Origin of the sequence: Psychrobacter cibarius (genome assembly GCF_904845955.1) — a bacterium.
GTDB classification, from domain to species: domain Bacteria; phylum Pseudomonadota; class Gammaproteobacteria; order Pseudomonadales; family Moraxellaceae; genus Psychrobacter; species Psychrobacter cibarius_B.
This window is the reverse complement of the sequence record NZ_CAJGYX010000002.1, coordinates 153,134-172,222: the sequence shown is the minus strand read 5'-3', so window position 1 is coordinate 172,222 and position 19,089 is coordinate 153,134. Positions and strand designations below refer to the sequence as shown.

18 protein-coding genes and 1 other annotated feature are annotated in these 19,089 nt (G+C 43.8%); of the genes, 14 read left to right on the top strand and 4 right to left on the bottom strand.

All coding sequences use genetic code 11. The features are described from left to right. Positions 1-114: 114 nt before the first annotated feature. The 8 genes from JMV76_RS04165 (at position 115) to JMV76_RS04130 (ending at position 7,616) form a co-directional block, all read left to right on the top strand. Entirely contained in the window at positions 115-678 is a 564-nt protein-coding gene (locus JMV76_RS04165) for a YqgE/AlgH family protein (RefSeq protein ID WP_045443003.1), read from the top strand. Between the two features lie 124 nt (positions 679-802). Further along, the gene (ruvX, locus tag JMV76_RS04160; protein WP_055123746.1) at positions 803-1,330 is read left to right on the top strand and encodes a Holliday junction resolvase RuvX; all 528 of its coding nucleotides are present in this window, start codon (positions 803-805) and stop codon (positions 1,328-1,330) included. A 92-nt stretch (positions 1,331-1,422) separates the two neighbouring features. Then, complete coding sequence (locus JMV76_RS04155) at positions 1,423-1,902, top strand: hypothetical protein (RefSeq protein WP_055123704.1); 480 nt, start codon at positions 1,423-1,425, stop codon at positions 1,900-1,902. 60 nt (positions 1,903-1,962) lie between these two features. Next, a complete protein-coding gene (tusA, locus tag JMV76_RS04150; protein WP_201501746.1) occupies positions 1,963-2,289 on the top strand; it encodes a sulfurtransferase TusA in 327 nt (108 codons plus the stop codon). Between the two features lie 120 nt (positions 2,290-2,409). Continuing rightward, positions 2,410-3,612 carry a methyltransferase gene (locus tag JMV76_RS04145; protein ID WP_201501745.1) on the top strand — a complete coding sequence of 401 codons (1,203 nt, stop codon included), beginning with the start codon at positions 2,410-2,412 and terminating at the stop codon, positions 3,610-3,612. Between the two features lie 24 nt (positions 3,613-3,636). After that, positions 3,637-4,575, top strand: a complete 939-nt coding sequence (gene xerD, locus JMV76_RS04140; protein ID WP_201501744.1) for a site-specific tyrosine recombinase XerD — start codon at positions 3,637-3,639, stop codon at positions 4,573-4,575. 619 nt (positions 4,576-5,194) lie between these two features. Beyond that, positions 5,195-6,414, top strand: a protein-coding gene (locus JMV76_RS04135) for an IS3 family transposase (protein WP_193837136.1) whose coding sequence is annotated in 2 segments (ribosomal slippage) — positions 5,195-5,471 and positions 5,471-6,414 — 1,221 coding nt in all. Because the reading frame shifts where the segments join, the coding sequence is not laid out codon by codon here. Continuing rightward, positions 5,470-5,586 (top strand) — a sequence feature (AL1L pseudoknot). It overlaps the preceding gene by 117 nt. 593 nt (positions 6,415-7,007) lie before the next feature. Then, on the top strand, positions 7,008-7,616 hold the full coding sequence (locus JMV76_RS04130; protein ID WP_045454832.1) for a class I SAM-dependent methyltransferase: 609 nt from the start codon (positions 7,008-7,010) through the stop codon (positions 7,614-7,616). A 94-nt stretch (positions 7,617-7,710) separates the two neighbouring features. On the opposite strand, the gene lptG is transcribed toward JMV76_RS04130, so the two are convergent. Both lptG and JMV76_RS04120 read right to left on the bottom strand, forming a co-directional pair. Then, entirely contained in the window at positions 7,711-8,937 is a 1,227-nt protein-coding gene (lptG, locus tag JMV76_RS04125; RefSeq protein ID WP_201501743.1) for an LPS export ABC transporter permease LptG, read from the bottom strand. Beyond that, the gene (locus tag JMV76_RS04120; protein WP_201501742.1) at positions 8,937-10,232 is read right to left on the bottom strand and encodes an LPS export ABC transporter permease LptF; all 1,296 of its coding nucleotides are present in this window, start codon (positions 10,230-10,232) and stop codon (positions 8,937-8,939) included. Before JMV76_RS04120 ends, lptG begins: the two co-directional genes overlap by 1 nt. Before the next feature lie 564 nt (positions 10,233-10,796). On the opposite strand from JMV76_RS04120, the gene JMV76_RS04115 reads away from it, so the two are divergent. The 5 genes from JMV76_RS04115 to sstT (JMV76_RS04095) all read left to right on the top strand — a co-directional run bounded on the left by JMV76_RS04115 (position 10,797) and on the right by sstT (JMV76_RS04095) (position 16,646). Continuing rightward, positions 10,797-11,417 carry a cysteine hydrolase family protein gene (locus JMV76_RS04115; RefSeq protein WP_201501741.1) on the top strand — a complete coding sequence of 207 codons (621 nt, stop codon included), beginning with the start codon at positions 10,797-10,799 and terminating at the stop codon, positions 11,415-11,417. A 190-nt stretch (positions 11,418-11,607) separates the two neighbouring features. Next, positions 11,608-13,287 carry a leucyl aminopeptidase gene (locus JMV76_RS04110; RefSeq protein ID WP_201501740.1) on the top strand — a complete coding sequence of 560 codons (1,680 nt, stop codon included), beginning with the start codon at positions 11,608-11,610 and terminating at the stop codon, positions 13,285-13,287. A gap of 36 nt (positions 13,288-13,323) precedes the next feature. Continuing rightward, complete coding sequence (locus JMV76_RS04105) at positions 13,324-13,812, top strand: DNA polymerase III subunit chi (RefSeq protein ID WP_201501739.1); 489 nt, start codon at positions 13,324-13,326, stop codon at positions 13,810-13,812. A 212-nt stretch (positions 13,813-14,024) separates the two neighbouring features. Continuing rightward, positions 14,025-15,227 (top strand): serine/threonine transporter SstT, encoded by a 1,203-nt coding sequence (gene sstT / locus JMV76_RS04100; RefSeq protein WP_045442977.1) that lies wholly within the window; start codon positions 14,025-14,027, stop codon positions 15,225-15,227. Positions 15,228-15,443: 216 nt separating this feature from the next. Then, complete coding sequence (sstT, locus tag JMV76_RS04095; protein WP_055123716.1) at positions 15,444-16,646, top strand: serine/threonine transporter SstT; 1,203 nt, start codon at positions 15,444-15,446, stop codon at positions 16,644-16,646. 92 nt (positions 16,647-16,738) lie between these two features. On the opposite strand, the gene JMV76_RS04090 is transcribed toward sstT (JMV76_RS04095), so the two are convergent. Then, complete coding sequence (locus JMV76_RS04090) at positions 16,739-17,062, bottom strand: chaperone modulator CbpM (RefSeq protein WP_060490155.1); 324 nt, start codon at positions 17,060-17,062, stop codon at positions 16,739-16,741. Positions 17,063-17,154: 92 nt separating this feature from the next. Continuing rightward, the gene (locus tag JMV76_RS04085) at positions 17,155-18,138 is read right to left on the bottom strand and encodes a DnaJ C-terminal domain-containing protein (RefSeq protein ID WP_045442971.1); all 984 of its coding nucleotides are present in this window, start codon (positions 18,136-18,138) and stop codon (positions 17,155-17,157) included. Between the two features lie 572 nt (positions 18,139-18,710). Here JMV76_RS04085 and JMV76_RS04080 point away from each other — a divergent pair. Next, positions 18,711-19,073, top strand: a complete 363-nt coding sequence (locus tag JMV76_RS04080; RefSeq protein ID WP_045442968.1) for a septal ring lytic transglycosylase RlpA family protein — start codon at positions 18,711-18,713, stop codon at positions 19,071-19,073. Positions 19,074-19,089 lie beyond the last annotated feature (16 nt).

Sequence of the window (19,089 nt, the reverse complement as noted above, 5' to 3'; positions counted from 1 at the left end):
CTGTGTCTCATCACTGCTAAATATTTGCTTTGGTTGATTTTTACCTCAGTATCGCCATATAGTGGTGTGTCATTTCTGTTATTTTACCTTCAATATTAGGGTGCGTTTGTCTCTATGTCTAAAGCCAATTTGACCCATCATTTTTTAATCGCGGCACCCGAGCTGTCAGACCCACGGTTTGAGCAGGCGCTGATTTATATTTGCCGTCATGATAAACATGGCGCACTTGGTCTGATGGTCAATCGTCCATTAGAGCAGGCACGCGTGGGTAAACTGCTAGAAGATTTAGACATTGAAGTGACGGATGCGCAAGTGATGGAAGATGTAGCATTAGAGGGTGGCCCGATGTATCCAGAGGTTGGCTTTGTGCTGCATACGGGGCAGCCTGAGTGGGCATCGTCTTTTGCAATCTCAGAAAACGTCTGCATCACGACCAGTCAAGATATCCTTAAGCGTATCGCCGCAGGTCAAGGCGTTGGGCATTATCAGCTGTGCTTGGGTCATGCCAGCTGGGGTAAAAAACAGCTCGATCAGGAACTTAACAACGGCGACTGGCTCGTTTGTCCTGCTGATTTAAACTTATTGTTTGATACACCATTCGAAGAACGCTGGCAAATTGCCGCGGATAAGATTGGGGTGAACTTTGATTACCTTAGTAGCGATATTGGTCATGCTTAATGATTGGTTATGATAGTTAAATTATCCATTTAAATAAAACCGCATTTAAATCAAAGTCGCGTTCAAATTAAAGCCGTTAAGCTAAATGAATCATGCCCAATAGAAATAGGAAGTATGCATAATGATGGTAGAGTCTGATACGAGCATTAAAATCGAAACTGCTGACACTACTGTGGCGGAACCCGCTATTAAGCCTCATCTTATTTTGGCGCTCGATTACGGGGTAAAAAAGATGGGCATGGCGCTAGGTAACACCATTACCGAGACTGCGCGTGCCTTTGATATTTTAGCGATGAATAATGGTCAGCCTGATTGGGATAACCTGCTCGGTATTATCAAAGTCTGGGGCGTGGCAAAAGTGGTGGTTGGGTTGCCACTTAATATGGATGGCAGCAGCTCAATGCTGTCTAAGCGTGCGCACAAATTTGCCCGTCGCCTAGCGCATCGAGTCATGGAACAGCATCTACCAGTGGTCGTGAGCCTGTGTGATGAGCGTTTAACCTCAGTGGCAGCGCGCGAGATCGCGTGGGATAATGGTTGGATTAAGCATGAACGCGACCCGATTGATGATATCTCTGCCTGCATTCTTATGTCGACTTATTTCGCTGATCCCAGTAGCAGTATCGCCATCGACGCTATCAAAGCCGATTAAATCAGCGACAAACCTGCTGTTAAAACACTCTTAATTAAAACACTGCCAATTCTGACATATCGCCACTCTACACGGATAAATACCTGATTATTATGACCACTGTCTCAGACCACTCCCTGCAAAACAAATCGCAACATGGTTTTGCGCCGCTTGCCATCGCCCGTATTAAAGGCGCACAGCGAGCGAATCAAATAGCGATTTATCTCATTTATGCTGCTATTCTCGCCTTTATGGTCTTTGGCACCATTGCCAGTATCAAAGCCTTTCATGACAATCAACTGCTTTATCAACTTTTCTATAACTTGCCCTATGCCTTGGTTGCGCTTACGATTCCTATTACTATTTATGATGCGCTGGTAATTTATCGTTATCGATTAAACCAAGCGTCGATGATTGCCATGAGCATTGGCGTATCGACCATCATATTGGTTGGTGGCTTATTATTCGCTGATACCGCCTGGTTAGGCTTATCTTGTTGGCTAGGTGTGGCGTTTTTATTTAAAGTGAGCTTTAAGCGCTTTTTTAATTTTCTAGAAGCAGAAAAAGACACTGACATCGCTGAAGAAGCGTAAAGCATACTTATAAATGACGCAAAAAACTTTCACCTTATATTATCGATTTAAATGACTACTATGAGCACTTCTACCACGCAAACGACGATCAATCATCATTTAGATACGCAAGGGCTGATTTGCCCTGAGCCTGTCATGATGCTGCATCGAACCATCCGTAACGCTGATGCTGGCGAGGTGATTGAAATACTCGCCACCGACCCAGCCACCACTCGTGACATTCCTAATTTTTGTCGTCATTTGGGACATGAGCTTGTGCAGCAAGAAACGCTTGCTGAAAATATAAATCTAAACGTCGATCCCGATGAAATAATGGTCACTGGCGATGAGGATGCACCAATCAGCGCCACACTTTATCGTTATCTGGTTAAGAAAAAAAGCGCTTAAATGCACTCAAGTTACCGCATCAAAGCATTGATCACAGCACAACATTGACAGCGCAATAAACAATATAAAGGTATCTTTGCATTTTAAGCGAAGTATCTTTCACAAAAGGTAGACTATTACGTGTTACAAACAGAAAAGCAGTATGTACAATGGCAAGAAAACGAAACTCTACATAATGCTCTTTGGTTGTCTGAAAGCAATCATATGCCACCTGCGCGCATTGTATTGGTCGATGATACAACGACCGCAGATGACGCTTACCGCTTAGCTTGCGAAGGCAGCTCACTGCTGTGGCGCGGTGATTTTCATAATGCACGCCAGTTGCTACAAGCGCTCGGTCGTCGCATAGATCGTACCAATGAGCGCTCTGAGCTGCGAAAAGCAAAAAAAGCGGCTAAATCTACAACAGAATCTGATTCAAGCAACTCTAAAGAAATACCTAATCTATTTCATCAGCAGCGCCAACTACAAGCCCAACGTTCGCGCATATTAAGCCGTTTGCTACTAGAGCTTGATGCCAATTATATTAGCCAACTACGCCGCGCGCCCGATGTGAGTGCGGCCTGCACAGCAGCTTTTGGCCCGTTAGATAAGGCGATGGATGAGTCTTGCGTGCTGTCGTTTCGTGACTTGCAAGGCGCACTTGGCGCAGCAGGATGGCGCGAAAAAGGCGTCCCAATAGACAGCTTAGGGCTATCAATTTTCCCGCATTATGGCGTCTTTGCACCAACCCGTCATGAGTATGTGCAGCTATTGCTCGATGCACCGCTACCAGCGATCCATGATGTCGCCTATGACATCGGTACCGGCACGGGATTGCTGGCTATTATCTTGGCGCAGCGCGGTGTTCCGCAAGTGATAGCAACGGATTTGAATCCACGTGCTTTGGCCTGTGCCAATGAGAACTTTACACGCTTAGAGTTACCTGCCGTACAATTGCAGCAAGCGGATTTATATCCGACTGATGCACCACTCGCCAATCTGATTGTCTGTAATCCGCCTTGGTTACCTGCTAAGCCAAGCTCGTCTCTTGAGTACGCCGTCTATGATGCCAAAAGCGCGATGTTGCGTGGGGTGTTGCAAGGTGCCAAACAGCACTTAGCTGAGCACGGTGAGCTCTGGTTGATAATGTCGGACTTAGCTGAGCACCTGCAACTACGCACTCGTTATGAGTTATTAGGCTTGTTTGCCGATGCTGGATTGACCGTAAAATATCGTTTGGATACCCAACCTAAACATGGTCGCAGCCAAGATGATACAGACCCGCTACATATCGCTCGCAGTGCTGAAGTCACTTCATTATGGTGTCTAACGCTTATCTAACATTCACCCATCGAGTACTGAGTTATGAGCCGTGATCGTGCCGTGCAACAGCGCCAACCTAAGGCGCTGGCAGTAGATGACGAACCCAGTTATATGACAGAGTTTCGTCAAGCCATGCTGGCACGTGGTCTAGCAACGCGTACTCGTAATGCTTATGTCCGCGACCTGCGCTCTTGCGAGCTGACCAATCTTATTGCCCTGACACGCTGGCAACCTAATGACGTGCTGCACTGCTTATCAACGCTTACTCAAGAAGGCAAAACACCACGTACCCAAGCACGCATGCTCTCAAGCTTGCGTCAGTTTTATCTGTGGATGATTGCCAGTAATCTGCGTGAAGACAACCCTTGCGAGCGTATCAAAAGCCCCAAGCTTGGACGACCGTTACCGAAAGATTTAGCCGAAGCAGATGTCGATAATCTCCTTGCTGCGCCTGATACCAGTACGGCGCTCGGACTGCGTGATAAAGCCATGTTAGAGGTGTTATATGCCTGCGGTCTGCGGGTGAGCGAGTTGATTAATCTCTCATTAGAGCAAGTGAATCTAAACGCTGGCTGGCTACAAATCACGGGGAAAGGCAATAAAACGCGACTGGTGCCACTCGGCGAATATGCAAGCGATGCGCTAGAAGATTATCTAACGCATGCTCGTGGTGATTTGATTGCACACTTGAAATCAGGAAATTGCCAAGCGGTGTTTTTGACGGCGCAAGGTGGCTATATGACGCGGCAGAATTTTTGGTATTTGCTCAAAAAGTACGCCAAAGTCGCCAGTATCGATAAAGAGCTATCACCACATACCTTACGCCATGCCTTTGCCACGCATCTACTGAATCATGGCGCGGACTTGCGTAGCGTGCAGTTATTGCTTGGGCACAGTGATTTATCAACCACACAGATCTATACCCACGTGGCTACGGCGAGATTGCAGAAATTGCATGCTGAGCATCATCCGCGTGGGTGAAAACCGTTAAAACGAAGCACTGCTTCGTTAGGTTCGCAAGAGACAATCCCTTGAAGGGGATTGTCTATATAATATTTGAAAAACCATATCTAAGCTTCAGCTGATTGAAACCAAACTGCAAATATTCAGTCTAGCCAATCTTTTAAATAGTGGCATAGACCAAGGCTAAACTTAAAAAAATCTAGCAGGAAGAGTAGTCATAGCATAATCTATCATTTGAACCAAATAAGTATGTGGTGAATTAATGCATTATCTACCGTGATTCTATTATTACTTTAAGTATTAATAATAGATTGATAAGCGCTTGGCACCATGTCTTTACACTGTTGATGATCTAACTCAAACTCCTCTAAATATCTATTGAATATATCTGCTGTATCGTTGATATTTTTTATATCACCCCTCGTTAAAATATTTTCTATGTCATATGAGTTCTCTTGAATAAGACTCTGAGTCTTTTCTAAAGATAGTACTGATATGCATAGTGACTGGGAAGATGTTATATACAGCATATAAAGATTATCTGGATTTGCATCAGGATTTTCTGCTAAATTATTCAGCTTATCAGCTGAACCGCCCCGGGATTGTCGGAGACTCAACATTCTGAGAGAATACGACAATGAAAAGACAAACCTACACTCCTGAGATTAAAGAACGCGCCGTTCGCATGCTCATTGAAGCGGCAGGCGACTACCCCTCTACCTGGTCAGCGATTCAAGCCATCGCCCCTAAGATTGGCTGCACGCCTGAAACCCTGCGCTCATGGCATAAAAAGCACATCGATCAAACCATTCCTGCCTCAGTGCAAGCGCAAAGTGATAAAGAACGCATCAAAGAGCTTGAACGCGAGAATAAAGAACTTAAGCAAGCTAATGAAATCATCAGGAAGGCTGCGGCTTTTTTCGCCCAGGCGGAGCTCGACCGCTGACTAAAATCATGATTCACTTCATCGACGACAATAAACACCTTTATGGGGTCGAGCTGATCTGTAGAGTCCTACCGATTGCCCCGTCAACTTATTATCGTGTTCAAGCCTTAAGCGACAACCCACACAAGCGTTCACTGCGCAGTCAGCATGACGCCTATTACATCGGTGAGATTAAACGTATTTGGCGGGACAGCAAGTGCCGTTACGGTGCGCGCAAAGTCTGGCAGCAGATGAAAGCTGACGGGTTAAAGGTTGCTCGGTGTACCGTAGAGCGTTTAATGAAGCAGTATGGTATGCAAGGTGTCTGGCGTGGCAAAAGCAAGATTACCACCAACAGCCGTGACGACCAAAAGCGCGCTGATGACCTAGTCAATCGTAACTTTAATGCACGTCAACCCAATCAGCTTTGGGTAGCTGACTTCACCTATATAAAAACAACTAGCGGCTGGGTATATACCGCTTTTATTATTGACGTGTTTGCCCGTAGTATTGTCGGTTGGAAAGTATCTAATCGCATGAATACCGATATGGTTATGGCTGCGCTAAATCAGGCGATAGCAGATAGGAACCATCCCAAAGATGTGATTCATCACAGCGATCGAGGGGTTCAGTACTTATCCATTCGCTATACTGACAAAATGTGTGACTCTGGTATCATCGCTTCTGTCGGCACGACTGGTGATTCATACGATAATGCACTGGCTGAAACGGTCAATGGACTCTATAAATCTGAGGTAATTGACTATTTAAAGGAGAACTGGACTGGTATCAATGATGTTGAACTGGCAACCCTTGAATGGGTGGATTGGTTTAATAAAATACGACTGCATAGCACGATTGGTTATGTGTCACCCTTTGAGTTTGAAAAGCGGTATTATGATAATTTAATCCTGTCAGGCATGGCTGCCTGACTCAAGTAAATCACTCTCCGATATAGTCGGGGCGGTTCACAGCCTCGCTAAAAAAGTTGCTAGACTGAAGCATAAAGGTATAGTTTAATGCCTTAATTCTTTCGCTTAATTCACCATCACTATATGAATATGCTGGATTAACTTGGCTTAATAGTAAAAAAACTAGAAATATTTTTTTCATAGTGCATCCCTTTAATGTGTTCTAAGGTAAGATTCCGACATATTTAAAATCTTCCTTGGGGTATGTATAAAACCCTATTTTTGTGCGGTTTTCCAACTATATCTTATATTGGTTGTTGTAAAATACACACTGATGCTAGACATTAACTTATCTAAAATGCGATGGGTGCACCCTGAATTTCTCTATATTTTTACTATTACAGTTCAACAAGAATACCTGAATCAAGCTAATTTTTCGCCCTGATAGTAATGCTATGCTGTTGCAGGTGATGGCTTCCATATAATTCCCACAATAGCATGCTGCAAACCTGCCCTTTTCTCGTTACAATACCCTTATTAAAGTGCGTCATGATATACATGCTGCATGACTGAGCAACACACCACATTTTACCTATCTATTATCCGAGAAGCTCATGAGCCATAGACCACCTGCTGACCTATTAAAAAACGCCCAACATTGGCGCGAAGACATTAATTTTCGCCAAGACGTACTGGGTAAGCCATTTGATTTTTCGACCACGTGGGGCATTTTTTCACCGCAAAAGCTTGATGACGGTAGCTTGATGCTGCTTGATTATATTGATTTTGAAGCGGATGACGACTCGATTGATTTGGGCTGTGGCTATGGCGTACTCGGTATGACGGCAGCGCGTGAATGTCCAAATGGTCTGCATACGTTGATTGATAAAGATTTTATGGCAGTCGAATATGCGCGCCGTAACTGTGAGAAAAACGGTCTAAAAAATGTCGATGTGCATTTATCAAATGGCTTCAATCACGTGGCAAAAGACAAAGACTTTAGCTTGGTGATGTCAAACTTGCCAGCCAAAGTAGGTAAAGAGCAGCATTATTTATATTTCCTCGATGCCTATGCCCGTATGCGTAAAGGTGGGCGTTTTTACGTGGTCACCATCAATGGCTTGCGTCAGTTTATGAAGCGCTCGTTTACCGAAGTGTTTGGCAACAGCGAAAAGATCAAACAAGGCAAAACCTATACGATTACCATGGCGACCAAAGACTAAGCTTTAAAAGCTTATGTATTAAAAGCTGCATAAACAAAAAGCCCGCTAAATCGTCATGATCTAGCGGGCTTTTTTTATGGCTAAATTTCTAAAATTACATCTGCCGTTTAAGCAAATAACCACCCAATATCGCACTGGCGATAATCGGTAATATCACCATTAATAACGGCGAAAATCCAGTCGCCAATGAGACAAAGCCAACCAAGTCTTGCACGTAACTAAATAGCAATCCAAACAATAATGCTACGACGATACGCAAGCCTAAGCTATGCGTCCGCAGTGAGCCAAAGACGAATGAGCAGGCAACAATCACTAGCGATAAAATCGATAGCGGTGAGAGCAGTTTTTGCCAAAATGCCAGCTCATGACTTAGCGAGCGCGTGCCTTGTTGGCGCATAAATTGACGATGCTCATACAGCTGAGTCAATGACAAATCTTCGGCCTTACGGGTAAGCAGATATACCGATTCAGGGGCAAAAGGCAGACTTAAAGTATCTGACGGTGAGATGGCTTGGCTACTCTCAAAGCCCTGATTAATCATCAGCTTGGTCATGTTGTTCAGCTGCCACTCATAGCGATATTGCTCGCTCGGTTTGCTGCTGGCAGGATTAACAGGTTCACGACCAATATATTTGCCACCCTCAGCGTGAATGGCCGTTTGCAGATTGCCATTATTGTCTAAATGCCAGCGTTTAACTTCACCGATATTGCCTTGCACATCAGCATAATCGATATACAAAATATCGCTACCATCTGGCTTGGCACTGCCGTCTTTTGTACTCTCAAAGCGTGGCTGCAACGTCCAATAACCGCGTACCGATGTGACCAATGAACTGCTGTCTTCATCGTTGATTTCTTTTGCCAATTGATTAGAGTGTGGCAGCACGAACTGATTGATAATCAATGCGAGCAACACAAAAATCAAAGCAGGCTGCAACACCCAACCGACGATACGATAAACGCTGACGCCAGCGGCACGCATCACGACCAGCTCACTTTTATTGGCAAGCAAGCCCAAGCCGACCACTGCACCTAGCAATGCGCCAGTGGGAATAAATTGCTCTAAAAAATAAGGCGAGCGATAAAAAATATACTTAATCGCCTCGCCCATCGTATAGCTATCATCTAACGAATCCAGCTCAGACAAATAAGAGAATACCAGCTGTAATGCCCACAAGCCTATGACAGCTCCGACGATTGCGAGCAAAGCGTTCAGCTTGACGTAACGGCTCAGCACTTTTAGTTTGGCAGGTTTGCGAGCGTACTTAGCATGAGCATTTTTCGAGTCAGGATTAGATGGTTTAGAAGATAAGACACTCATTAGGACTGCCCTCCTTGTGAGCCACTGCTCTGATGATCGGCAACCGTTAAAGGCGTGTTCTTCGGTTTGCGAAAGCGTAATCGATGCTGCACACGGCTACCCCAATTCATATAAAGCGCCAATGCCATAAACCCTAAAATGAGCCACGCATATGCCCAGACGCTCACGCTGCCTTTGCTAACAGCATTTTTGAGTGAAATAATACCCAGCGCACAGCTGACAAACAATAAAATAGAAGGAAATAGGCGCAACCAGCGACCTTGACGCGGACGTACTTGCGCCAGTGGTACAGCGAGCATTGGTGCAATGATCATCAACCACGGCAATGCCAAACGATAGCCAAGCTCACTTTGTGCCACACGCAGCGAGTTGCCACTACTTGCCGTACCACCCGTCGCAGCTCGCCATAATGGTCCAATCGCTTGCGTTTCGATATTATCTTCAGTGATGACTTCTTCTGAGGATTCTGTCAACGTAATGCGGTAACGATCAAAGCCCACTTGATTGTATTTCAGACTGCCAGCACCGACTTCATAACGACGCCCTTGGAACAAGTCCAATTGGGTCACACCGCTATTACCCGTGTCTACTTGCTCGGCACGCTTAGCCAACGTAATAGTATCTTTGCTGATGTTGGTATTATTAGTAATCGCAGTTGGCATATTTGGCATGTCTGAAATATTTAATTGCTCAGCTGTTTCGGGATCGATGCTGTTTTTAACATCGACGGCAGCCTCTTTAGCAGTGTTGTTTTTAGCGGCACTGCCCTTTTTTTCAGGCTCAGATTGAATTAATATCACATCTTGCAATTGCTTTTTATCATCGCTCAAGCTGCCCACATACAAATGATAATTGCCACTACTAATAAATTCATTGGGACGAATTAAATCAAAAGCGCTGGTCAATGCCTGCTGTTGCCAGACACTTTCCGATGAGCGTACGCCCCACGGTTTACCAACGATGGATAAAGCCGCTTCACCAACAAACAACGCCAGGATTAAAGGCGTCATAAAACGGGCAAGTTTACCACGCGACACCCCACTGGCATTAATCACCGCCATTTCTTGATCGACATACAGCCGCCCAAATACCAGCATTAGAGCGATAAAAAATGCTAATGGCAGGATAAGCTCTAAAAAGTACGGCAAATTATAACCAATGATGGTAAATAACAAACTGATATCTAAATTGCCTTCTGCGGCAATACCAAAGTAACGGATTAAACGACCGCCCAGCATCATCACCACTAAAAACCCCAAGACCAATGCGGTCGTTGAGGCAACTTGTTGAGTCATATAGCGGCGTAATATCACAATGGGCACTCTTTTAAAAAGGTTGATAGTCGCACGATTTATCGCAGCTTTATTGGCAAACACTGACAATTATGGATAGCTCTAAATACCATAGCTGATACCGATAACTGAACAATAGAAACACAAGACCGTGCTGCTCAATCAAATACTTAAACAGCCCTAAAAGCAACGGCAAAAGATATGAAAATATCTGCGAGACGGGTTAGCGACATGCTGTAAAAATTAGCGGTAAAGATAACCGCTAATCCTAGCATATTTTGCTCAAAAATGGCTGTGAAATGTGTTTGCAAACATTGCGTCCATCTTGCTATAACGCTGTATGGCTCACTAATAATAGATAAGATATGAAAAGAATAATGAGAACTTGACTCATTAGTTTGTCTTATCTAAGAAGCCTTTTTATTAAGTCTTTGTATGACATTTTTACTTGATGTCATTTGGAAACCTTTGTGTGTCATTCGTATCACTGCCCTCGCACCGTTAGGATTACTTGTTAAACTGAGAAAACTAAAAATTCCTAATTAGCTCGCCCAATGGAGAATACTAATGACAAATAAACTCGGTTCTACCCCTTCTACTTTACTTGAAATCGCTGGCGGTCAATTTGATACGCTCGATTGGTCAAATTGCGCCGTGGTTTTTATTGACTATCAAAACGAATATGTCGATGGTGCGATGCCATTGGGGCAAGCTGGTACGAACGCCATTGCAAATGCGCGCCTATTGCTAGACAAAGCTCGTAAACAGAACGTTCCTGTCTTCCATATCGCCCATCACGGCGCAGATAATGGCAACGTTTTTGATCCCTTATCATCTAACGTCGAGATTATCTCTGAATTACAACCAAAGGATGGCGAAACCGTCATCGTCAAAAAAAATCCCAATGCGTTCCATGATACCCAGCTGCAAGCACTTGTTTCAGCTGCACAAAAACAGCAAATTATTTTTGCAGGCTTTATGAGTCATATGTGTGTTAGCTCAAGCGTGAGAGCAGCTTTTGATTTAGGCTTTGACAGTTTTGTTTGCCATGATGCTTGTGCCACTCGTGATCTGCCTGACTATAAAAAAGGGAAAATCAGCGCTGATATCATGCATGCTACCGCGATGGCAGCACTGCAAGATAGATTTGCCGCTTTAGTAGCAACCGATGAGTTAGTTAATAGCTAGTAAACGGTTCGAATCCATGACCTAAACCTTGCTCACTGCGCACTCACCTCGCAATATGCTACACTATTGCGATTGCTTGACTGGCCAAACAATCTGATAATTTAACAGGTATCAGCAATTAAAAAAATCTGCCATTTTCATAGCGTTAACGTCATAACTATAATGTCATAACCCCAATAAGGATAAATATATGAATATTAAATTAACCCAAACACTGCCAAAAACCCATACGCAAAAAATCCTCAAAAAAGAAGCCAAAAGTAAAGACGCGGCCTGCCTTGTCGTTTTGATCGATGATAAGAAAAATATCTTAGCTGAGTCAGTCTTGAGCGATTATCAAACCCGCATTGAGCAATTGATTGAAGTATCACACTTTAACGGCAAAGCTTGCGAAACCGTCGCTGACTATGCGCTAGCGGGTGATAAGAAAACCACCAAAGAAAATCCAGTACAGCTATTATTGGTCGGTGTGGGTAATGTTGATAAATTGCGTCATAGCGTTCTAGAAAAAATTGCCAATACCATTTATAAGAGCACCCAAAAACGCGTCAATTCTATCACTGTTGCGCTGGGCGATAGCTTAGAAGAAAACCAGTTTAGCCAATTTGCGCTGAGCCTACTGGCAGCAAGCTATCGTTTTGACAAGTACAAATCTGAGCAGCAAACACCTGTTTTAACGGATATCTACTTACTGGCAGAGTCGTCTTTAGAAGACTCATTAGACTTTGCACAAGCGGTCTTTACTGGTCAAAGCTTGACCCGTGATGTTGCCAATGAGCCGGGTAATATCTGTTTCCCAGCATATATGGCTGAGCAAGCACAGGAATTGGCAGCCACTTATCCTGACCTATTAAAAGTAACGGTACTTGGCGAAGACGAGATGTCAGCACTGGGTATGAACTGCTTCTTATCGGTCGCGCAAGGCTCTACCAAAGAAGGCAAACTGGTACTGATGGAGTATCGTGGCAAGTCTAATTTTAGCGTCAATACTGATGGTGATACTAACAAAACCATTACCAACAGCGCAAAAGTAGCTGGCGGTCTCAAAGCCTTGGCTGATAAATTACCAACCAAAGCTGCTAGCAAAAAAGCCGCTAAAAATGCTGAACAGAATAGCGAAGACAATGCCAATGCTGCAAATAATGATGCGCCTATCGTCTTAGTCGGTAAAGGTGTTACCTTCGATTCAGGTGGTATCTCAATCAAGCCGGGTGCGGCGATGGATGAGATGAAATTTGATATGGGCGGTTCTGCTGCGGTACTCGGTACTCTAAAAGCGCTATGCGAAGCGCGTCTACCTATCAATGTTGTCGGTGCACTCGCTTGTGCTGAAAATATGCCATCAGGAGAGGCGACGCGTCCAGGCGATATCATCAGAGCAATGAACGGTAAGTCAGTTGAAATCCTAAATACTGATGCTGAAGGTCGTTTAGTATTGTGTGATACCTTGTGCTACGTGCAGAAGTATTATCAGCCAAAAGCCATCATTGATGTCGCAACCTTGACTGGTGCTTGTGTGGTTGCGTTGGGTCATGTACGCTCGGCAGTCTTTAGTAATGACGAAGACGTGTTGTTTGACTTAGAAAACGCCAGTAACTTATCAGGCGACCTTATCTGGCACATGCCGATGGATGACGAATATCAAGCGCAGATTGACTCGCCTATCGCTGATATTCAAAATATCGGTGGTAAAGGTGCTGGCGCTGTGACTGCTGCCTGTTTCTTATCGCGCTTCATCGAAGAAGGTCAAGCATGGGCGCATTTAGACATCGCTGGTACGGCATGGGTTTCAGGCCAAGACAAAGCCGCGACTGGTCGTCCTGTGCCATTATTCATGCAATACCTAAAAAATAGTGCAAATATGGCATAATCTATTGATGAATCATCACTCAATGAAAACCACTCTATGAAAGTTAGCTTTTATGTATTAACTGAGAATAAAGCCCAAGATTTCTTGGGCTTTATTTGTCAGCTGACCCAGACGGCGCTCAATAAAAGCAGCCAGTCGTTATTGATTCTTATCGAAAAAAACGATGAATTGCTGTCGACGCTTGATGAAGCCCTTTGGGCACAAGACGATACGAGCTTTATACCGCATCAACGCCTTTTAGATTCTAATCCTGAAGGCGCCGATATTGACGGTGTTCATACTGATATTAATAATCAATTATTAGCACCAGTGTTGCTTGCCAGCTATATGCCAGCCGATTTTAAAGGTATCGTACTTAATACTACGATACGTCCCGTTAATAACTTTATAAATGCTACCAGCAATACTTTGCCAACTCGTATTTTAGAGCTTATCAAACCTGATACAGTCAGCACTGAGGCAGGACGCGCTAAATATAAGCACTACCAGCAACTCGGCTATGAGCTTACCCATTTCAAAGTTTAGTCTTCTATTGCAAAATCAAACGCCAGTCATGGCGTTTTTTTTGCTTAAATATCGACTTTTAAAATTCTTAGAGGCTTATAAGTACGTTATTGCCTACTGCGTTATAAAATCTGTCAGTAGGCGCTTATCACAAAAAATGCTAACATCCTTCGGTCGTTAAGCTAACGATTGTTAAGCTAATATTTATTTCCAAATGGACTAAAGGGGTAAAAATGCATTCATTAATAGCGATGTACCAACGAATCGGATTGGTAACGCTGATTGTTATCGGTTTAGTACTAGGTACTTTGATAGGATGGCTGGCGCCAAGTGTGGGTATTGCCTTAGGGATTTTGGGAACCCTATTCGTAGGTGCCCTAAAAGCCGTTGCCCCTATACTGGTATTTTTCTTAGTGATGGCTGCTATCTGTCAACATCGTAGCGGTAACAAGGTCTATGTAAAACCGGTGCTGTTTTTATATCTGATAGGCACTTTTATAGCCGCTTTGGTCGCTGTTGGTGCCAGCTTTTTGTTCCCAACCGAATTGACGTTAGTGAATGCGACCATCGAGCAAGTACCGCCAGCAAACCTAAAAGAAGTATTGAATAATTTATTACTCAGTCTCGTCGCCAATCCAGTTGCTGCACTAGCCAATGCTAATTATATCGGTATATTAGCTTGGGCCGTTATCATCGGCATTGCGCTACGACAAGCTGGCGAGACGACTCGCAGCACTGTCAATGACATTGCAGATGCCATCTCAAAAGTAGTCAAATGGGTCATCGCGCTAGCACCTTTTGGTATCTTGGGATTAGTCGCCAATACCGTCGCTGATACTGGCTTTGCTGCGCTATTGGGCTATGCACGAATTTTGCTAGTACTGATAGGCTGCATGTTGTTTATTGCTTTGGTGACTAACCCGCTCCTTGTATATTTCAAAACGGGTAAAAACCCTTATCCACTGGTATTCACCTGCTTACGCGAATCTGGTATTACTGCGTTTTTTACCCGTAGCTCTGCTGCCAACATTCCTATCAATATGAACCTTGCCAGCAAATTAGGGTTGCATGAGAATACTTATTCAGTCACCCTGCCATTAGGTGCCACTATTAATATGGCAGGTGCAGCGATTACTATTAATGTCTTAACGCTTGCAGCCGCGAATACACTCGGTATTGAAGTGACCTTTGGCTCAGCATTACTGCTAAGTATAGTCGCTACAATCAGTGCTGGCGGTACCTCTGGCGTCGCTGGTGGCTCATTACTACTCATTCCTTTGGCGGCCAGTTTATTCAATATTCCTGATGATATTGCGCTACAAGTGGTGGCTATTGGCTTTATTATCAGTGTGCTGCAAGACTCCGCAGAGACCGCATTGAACTCATCAACAGACGTCTTGTTTACTGCCGCTGCTGATCCAAAATATGCACGCTAATGTTGGGTGTGTTAAAGACGACCATAACAAACCAATCACCTTAAATTGATAGGTATAAAAATAAAAAAAGGGCTTAACTGCCCTTTTTTTGGTTATAATTTACCCATTTTTATTCTGTTTTACGAATCTTACCTGTATATGAGTATGAGACTAGTAAAGCAAAAAACATAAAATGGCTTGTTCTCTTTCATTATTCATTAGATTGTCGGGGTAAGGATGTATTCATTTTTTGCAATGTATAAGCGCATTGGTCTAGTACCACTTATTATTATCGGTTTGATAGCGGGCGTATTGATAGGTTGGTTGGCACCAGATATCGGTATTGCCTTAGGATTATTGGGTACTTTATTTGTAGGAGCACTAAAAGCCGTCGCACCGATACTGGTATTTGTGTTGGTCATGGCGGCCATTAGCCAGCATCGCAGCGGTAATGAGGTTTACGTCAAGCCTGTGCTTATCATGTATATGTTTGGCACTTTTTTAGCCGCACTGACAGCTGTCGGTGCGAGCTTTTTATTTCCGACAGAACTGGTATTGGTCAACGCCACGATTGAGCAAGTCCCACCAGCCAACCTCAAAGAAGTACTGACCAATCTACTACTAAATCTGGTTGCCAATCCTGTTAATGCCATCGCTGAAGCCAACTATATTGGTATTTTAGCGTGGGCAATTATCATCGGTTTCGCACTGCGCCAAGCCAGTGATACCACACGCACTGTGGTCGGTGATTTTTCTGACGCCATCTCCCAAGTGGTGAAGTGGGTCATTGCCCTAGCACCTTTTGGTATCTTGGGTTTGGTCGCCAACACCGTCGCTGAGACAGGCTTTGCGGCTTTGGCAGGTTATGCGCGTATCTTGATGGTACTGGTTGGTTGTATGTTATTTATCGCTTTGATTGCTAACCCTATTATTGTACTGATCAAAACGGGCAAAAACCCTTATCCGCTAGTATTCAAATGCTTGCGTGAGTCAGGGATTACCGCATTCTTTACGCGTAGCTCGGCTGCCAACATTCCCGTCAATATGAACCTTGCCCGCAAACTGGGTCTACACGAAGATACTTATTCGGTGACGATTCCACTGGGTGCAACCATTAATATGGCAGGCGCGGCGATTACGATTAACGTCTTAACGCTTGCAGCCGCGCATACACTCGGTATTGAAGTGACCTTTGCCTCAGCACTGCTACTCAGTTTGGTTGCAACCATTAGTGCCTGCGGTGCCTCTGGTGTCGCTGGTGGTTCATTACTCTTAATTCCATTGGCAGCAAGCTTATTTAGCATTCCAAACGATATCGCTATGCAAGTGGTAGCGATTGGCTTTATTATTGGTGTGATACAGGATTCGGCAGAAACGGCGTTGAACTCTTCAACGGATGTACTGTTTACCGCAGCAGCTGATCCAAAATATGCGCGTTAAACGCTAAATATATTATTTGCAAAAAAAGGGTCTCATTTTAGAGACCCTTTTTTTGTGCTGATTTTTTATGTACTGAATAAAGGGGAAATAAATTATTTTAAAGGATCGATTTCAATTTCAATCACTGGTGTCTGCATGTCTAATTGGCGTTTAAATTGGCGTAATTGTTCGAGCTCATCCAATAGCTCAAGTATCAAGCCAATCGCAGGAACACTGGCTTCAAAGTCGCGGCTAAGGCGCGAGGCACGGCGCACTGTCGTCAGCTGATAACCAGTGAACTGCTCACGTTCTGGTACATCATATTCGATGATGTCCTCTTCAATCAATTCGATGACCCATTGGCGCTCTTGGCCACAGGCAGATACCAGCTCATCCAAGCTCATGATAATGTCGGTAAATTCAGGCGAGTGTTTCATAGCTATTATCCTCGTTTGCTCTTTATTTCATCGTTATCGTATGGTCTTCATCTCTATTACAGTGTTTCAATGTGAGTAATTTCTGGCGGCCATTAACGACTAATATTGATATCGGCAAAGGCTTGTTTTAGTTGCTCATAAGCTTGAGTCGCGGCCTCAGTGCTGATATCAGGGTTCACGATGTTTAAGGTTAGATACAAATCACCCGCTTGCTTAGCAGGGATACCTTTACCTTTTAGGCGTAAATTGCTACCAGACTTGCTGTTCTTAGGCACAGTCACAGCAAGCGTACCAGCTGGCGTACTGACGTTGATTTTTTCACCCAACGCCGCTTCCCATGGCGCTATATTGACGGTTTGGTAAACATCAGCGCCTTCGATACGGATATTGTCTGCGTGACGGATTTTTACTTTTAAAAATAAATCGCCATTTTTTCCGCCACCAATACCAGCGGCACCTTGCCCTGCTAGGCGAATTTGCTTGCCATCAGTGATGCCTTTAGGGATTTTAATTTTCAGCGTTTTGTTGTCATACTCGACACTGCCATTCGGTTGACGAATAGGGACATTCAACTTAATGCTGTAGTCATCGCCGTTATAAACGGACGCCAAATCAACGGTAATCTCTGCATGTTGATCTTGACCTTTACTATCTTGCGAGCCAAAACCACCACGCTGCGATTGGCCTCCCGCTGAACCACGTGCACCGCGACCAAATGCCGAAAAGATGTCATCGAAGCGGAAGCCACCATCGCCATAAGCTTCGCCTTCACCGAACTGATCTTTGATATCTTCCCAGCGATAGCCGCCTTGCCCGCCACTTGCAGATTGACCACCAAAACCACCACTTTGACCAGCAAAGGGATTGTCTAGCATGGCGTCATATTCGGCACGCTTTTCTTTATCTCTAATGGTTTCGTAAGCATTATTAATCTCAGCAATCTTATTGTCTGCATCTGGATCATCGCTCACATCAGGGTGATATTGACGCACAAGCTTACGGTATCTTTTTTTAATATCTGCAGCTGACGCGTCTTTTTTGACCCCTAAAATGTCATAGTAATTTTTCTCTGCCATGTTTTTGTCCTCAACATAAAAGCATGTTAATGATACTGGTATGCCCATTTTAAACGATATGGTACGGAAATTTATTCAACTGCGACATAACAGGTGGTAACGATAGTCTATCTAATAATGATAGTAATATAAAAATTCAATACCGTTATACAAATATTACCAGTAATAATGCCGAACAACAGCAGTGTTTAAGTTGTTTGAGGCACTTAATACTTTATGATTCGCCTTTGTCACTGCATTGGCATATTTCTCTATGATTCTGGCATTATTATTCTTTGATAACCACAGACGTCATATCAATTTAACACTCGCCCTAATGAAAAAATAGAGAGTCAAGCCAAAAACACCATTAACAATGTAAATCATTATTTAAAACAATTACATACAGATCACTGGTATTCACTAGCTAGCGTGCCTAAATGAGCATTTTGACCTTGGTAGTTCTTTTACAGAACCGTAAGAATATGACAAAGTATGTGTTGTAAAATGAATATATTATTTATACTCATAGGGAGTATGAATAACATAGGCAAGTGTATCTGTCTATTTTATAAATTGCTTAAAGGTATTAAATGTCTTATTTAATCAAGTCTTTGGTTATCACATTATCACTATTGCTGAGTACCACCGTTTTTGCTGGAAACACCAGTTATTACGGTAGTCAGTTCCACGGTAAACGCACTGCTAGTGGTAGTATCTTCAACATGAACTCTTTGACCGCTGCGCATCGCACGTTGCCGTTTGGTACGAAGGTACAAGTGACCAACAAGAAGACAAAGCAGAGTGTAATCGTAAAAATTACCGATAGAGGCCCTTTCATTCGGGGTCGTATTTTGGATTTATCGAAAGCCGCTGCTGGTCAAATAAACTGTCAGTTATGTACGACCACGATGGAAATACTGTCTTATGGTGATGGTAAATACCGTAAGGAATAACGTAATAAAAAAGGGA

Bases quoted from the DNA above. Each gene is read 5' to 3' on its own strand.
- JMV76_RS04090 (WP_060490155.1), bottom strand. From the start codon at position 17,062: ATGAAACACTCGCCTGAATTTACCGACATTATCATGAGCTTGGATGAG.
- JMV76_RS04165 (WP_045443003.1), top strand. From the start codon at position 115: ATGTCTAAAGCCAATTTGACCCATCATTTTTTAATCGCGGCACCCGAG.
- sstT (WP_045442977.1), top strand. From the start codon at position 14,025: ATGCATTCATTAATAGCGATGTACCAACGAATCGGATTGGTAACGCTG.
- xerD (WP_201501744.1), top strand. From the start codon at position 3,637: ATGAGCCGTGATCGTGCCGTGCAACAGCGCCAACCTAAGGCGCTGGCA.
- JMV76_RS04085 (WP_045442971.1), bottom strand. From the start codon at position 18,138: ATGGCAGAGAAAAATTACTATGACATTTTAGGGGTCAAAAAAGACGCG.
- JMV76_RS04080 (WP_045442968.1), top strand. From the start codon at position 18,711: ATGTCTTATTTAATCAAGTCTTTGGTTATCACATTATCACTATTGCTG.
- JMV76_RS04130 (WP_045454832.1), top strand. From the start codon at position 7,008: ATGAGCCATAGACCACCTGCTGACCTATTAAAAAACGCCCAACATTGG.
- JMV76_RS04155 (WP_055123704.1), top strand. From the start codon at position 1,423: ATGACCACTGTCTCAGACCACTCCCTGCAAAACAAATCGCAACATGGT.
- JMV76_RS04110 (WP_201501740.1), top strand. From the start codon at position 11,608: ATGAATATTAAATTAACCCAAACACTGCCAAAAACCCATACGCAAAAA.
- ruvX (WP_055123746.1), top strand. From the start codon at position 803: ATGGTAGAGTCTGATACGAGCATTAAAATCGAAACTGCTGACACTACT.
- JMV76_RS04120 (WP_201501742.1), bottom strand. From the start codon at position 10,232: ATGACTCAACAAGTTGCCTCAACGACCGCATTGGTCTTGGGGTTTTTA.
- lptG (WP_201501743.1), bottom strand. From the start codon at position 8,937: ATGAGTGTCTTATCTTCTAAACCATCTAATCCTGACTCGAAAAATGCT.
- tusA (WP_201501746.1), top strand. From the start codon at position 1,963: ATGAGCACTTCTACCACGCAAACGACGATCAATCATCATTTAGATACG.
- JMV76_RS04105 (WP_201501739.1), top strand. From the start codon at position 13,324: ATGAAAGTTAGCTTTTATGTATTAACTGAGAATAAAGCCCAAGATTTC.
- JMV76_RS04115 (WP_201501741.1), top strand. From the start codon at position 10,797: ATGACAAATAAACTCGGTTCTACCCCTTCTACTTTACTTGAAATCGCT.
- sstT (WP_055123716.1), top strand. From the start codon at position 15,444: ATGTATTCATTTTTTGCAATGTATAAGCGCATTGGTCTAGTACCACTT.